The 2,931-nt window shown below is 61.8% G+C and carries 2 protein-coding genes and 1 pseudogene; all 3 read left to right on the top strand.

What is annotated here, in order from left to right; genetic code table 11:
- The first annotated feature begins 391 nt into the window (after nt 1–391).
- The 3 genes and pseudogenes from ACYVK3_RS20545 to ACYVK3_RS20535 all read left to right on the top strand — a co-directional run bounded on the left by ACYVK3_RS20545 (nt 392) and on the right by ACYVK3_RS20535 (nt 2,512).
- Entirely contained in the window at nt 392–718 is a 327-nt protein-coding gene (locus tag ACYVK3_RS20545; RefSeq protein ID WP_460499213.1) for a hypothetical protein, read from the top strand.
- A 43-nt stretch (nt 719–761) separates the two neighbouring features.
- Entirely contained in the window at nt 762–1,259 is a 498-nt protein-coding gene (locus ACYVK3_RS20540; protein ID WP_460499212.1) for a hypothetical protein, read from the top strand.
- A 479-nt stretch (nt 1,260–1,738) separates the two neighbouring features.
- Nucleotides 1,739–2,512: pseudogene (locus ACYVK3_RS20535) on the top strand (transposase family protein).
- Nucleotides 2,513–2,931 lie beyond the last annotated feature (419 nt).

The following is a 2,931-nucleotide window of genomic DNA, read 5'->3' as shown; positions in this document are numbered from 1 at the left end:
CTACGAACAGCGGCAAGCTAACCTAGCCCGCGCCGCATAGGACGGTGTCAACACCAAAGGACCAAGTCCCATTGGTTCCGGGGCGTTTCGTCTGCTTTTCCGGGTCATGGCAGGCCGCTCGGCGACGGTTCTTGGCGCCCTTGGGCCGACCAGGGCCGGGCCGGGAGGGTTTCGGGACACTGGCGGGGCGGGTGAGTGCGCCGCGGAGGTTGCGCAATCCGCGGCGGACGCGCCGGGGCGAGCATCGCCCGGGCAGTGCGGGACTTTCCAAGGGAGGCGTAAGCCGTTGTGGCACAAGCGATAACAGCGCCGCATCTACGAGACTCTTGTCCGCTGCCGCGGGCTGCGTGCTCTGACGCTTGAGATCTTGCAGGAGATAGGGTTGCAAGCTATGGGAATTGAGCTGGAGCTCCACTCGAAGCGCCCCACGAGTTGGGAGAAATCGAGGGAGAGTCTGGTGCGTGGGTCGTACCGCCATGGCAATGATTTGGCCGTGGTGCTGGCCAGGGATCCCCATCGGGAGCGCGGCAGGCTCGGTTCGGTCGATCCTTACGGCAACACCGTCTTCAACGACCAGGACGCTGGAGCCGCGTTGAGTGAAATCCCTGACTTGCTGAAGCGATGCATCAACGAACAGGAGACTGCAGCCGTTCGCGACCTCGCCGAGATCATGGCCTCCTGCGTCCAAGGCACGTACCTCTGGTTCATCGGCGACTGAACCTTTAACGGGACAAGCTCTAGACTGAGTTAGAGGATTAGAGATGAGGGCAGTTCCTTTGAAGCGCAGGATAGAAGGCGCGAGCGTCCTTCTTGTTGTGCTCATAAATCTTCTGGGGTGTACGGGCGTCTCTGGTAAGCCGCTTGTTGATCCTCCAGCTCCCCTTGATGTAGAAGATATTGCAGGGACCTGGACTCGAGGGGCTGCGGAGATTGTGATCGAAGAGGATGGGCATTTCTCGATGGCGGATATTCCGGAGCGTTTCTTCAGTGGAAGGGACGGAGGCTCAGGGTTGATAAGTGGAGAAGGTACCTGGGTGGGGTGCGCAAGTCGGAAGCGATCATCAGAACATTGCGGCGTTTCGGCAGGAATCCTGCGATTGGTGCTTACCTACGATTGCGTAGTGGATGATGCTGGAGATGAAGTAGACGTCGTCGGCCAGTCGATACAGTTCCATTTTGAGGATGATGAGATGTTTCTATACTTCGGGTTTGATGCAAACGATCCGCAGAATCCGGATTATAGGTATACGAAGAGATGATTTCCCCCGCTAGCGATCGAAGGACCCATCAGATTTGCGGGGACCGCCTGTGGATTGGTTCTTCACGACCCGTATCGTTCGCCGACCGTCCAGCAATTCCGATAGACTCGGGAACGCAAATGTAAGGGTTGAGCAGGACGAATCGGGCCCTGGCTGGTCGCCTCGCACCCGCCCCCTGCGGCAAGCTTGACCTCTCCCGACCTCGGCCTGCCCGGAGCGTGCTGATTATCTCATTGTCCACGACCGCTGTGCGGCCGTGACGGTCCGGGCCTGCGCCGCGGACCAGACCGAATCGCCCGACTGAGAATAGTGTCGTTCTCAACTTGCTGTGACTTGCTCGTATCACTGAACCTCTTGCATCCTGAGCGAGTGTTGTTTCGCTGCAGGTTGTTTGCAGGGTGAGTGTCTGATGGGCGTGGAAGAGGCTCCTGGTAGAACGGCAGGTGCTACCGCTACCGCGACCTCCACCAGGAGCCTCAGTGCTTTTCTACCCTGCGGTGCTGCCGTTGTCGACAGCCACCCTGACCCGCGTGTCGGCCCTCATCCGCACCCACAGGAGGACCATCCGGTCCCGATGGCGCCGCCTCGCCCCGGGCGACCAAGCGCTCCTCACGCTCGCCTACCTGCACAAAGGCGAGCGACTGCGGACCTTGGCGGCTGGTTTCGGGATCTCGGAGGCGACCGCTTGGCGCCGGGTCCGCGAGACCATCGGCCTCCTCGCGGCCAAGGCGACCGGGCTGCGCTAGGCACTGCGGCGGGCGAAGCGGGCCGGCTGGGCGTTCGTGATTCTCGACGGCACGCTCGTCCGCACGCAGCGCCACCGGCTCGACCGGCCCTTCTACTCCGGCAAGCACCGCCATCACGGGATGAATCTCCAGGCCATCGCCTCGCCGACCGGGGAGCTGCTGTGGGTTTCGGGGGCGATGCGCGGGTCGATCCACGACACCGCCGCCGCCCGGATCTGGCTGCTGCCCCGGTTCATCCGGGAAGCGGGTCTGTTCGCCTTGGGCGACAAGGGCTATCGCGGCCTCGATGAGGAGCTGGTGGTCACGCCGTTCTGGGGCCGGGGCAAACCGGCCTGGCAGAAGGAGCACAACCGGCTCCACGCACGGCTGCGCGGACCGGGCGAGCGCGCGTTCGCGCAGCTTAAGCGTTGGGGTGTGTTCGACCGAGTCCGCTGCGACCCACACCAGATCACTCAGATCGCCAAGGCCATCGGCGTGCTCATCGAATACGACCGACGATCACGATGAAAGAAGTTCACTGTCCGCGGTGGTCACCGTGAATCCTCCCTGCACCGGTTATACCTTTATCGGCCCACTCCACTTCTGATCCGCGAAGATGGGTGGATCGGCCAGAGCCAGCGTGCGGCGTGAGTCGAGCTCAAGCCATTGGTTTGGAAGGGTAACGGTCTGAGTCGGACATACCCGGATACGAATCGGCCAATATCTCGCCTCTTCAGGCGTGGGGGAAGAGTCGGTGCCGAATACGTGCCGAAAGTGCGACACGGCATCTTGGGTCCCTGATGTCTGTGCAGGTGAACGCTCTAATCTGTGGTAGTAGTGCACCCGCTTTGGGGCGGGGGGCGCAGGTTCAAATCCTGTCGTCCCGACTTGTGGCCGCGTGTGAACGCGTGTGACCGGTTGTGAATAGATGTGAACGGCCGTGGGGG

Source organism: Glycomyces tarimensis, assembly GCF_054776215.1.
Note: the sequence above shows the minus strand (reverse complement) of the source record. Positions and strands in the feature narration are given on the sequence as shown.

Bases quoted from the DNA above. Each gene is read 5' to 3' on its own strand.
- ACYVK3_RS20540 (WP_460499212.1), top strand. From the start codon at position 762: ATGAGGGCAGTTCCTTTGAAGCGCAGGATAGAAGGCGCGAGCGTCCTT.
- ACYVK3_RS20545 (WP_460499213.1), top strand. From the start codon at position 392: ATGGGAATTGAGCTGGAGCTCCACTCGAAGCGCCCCACGAGTTGGGAG.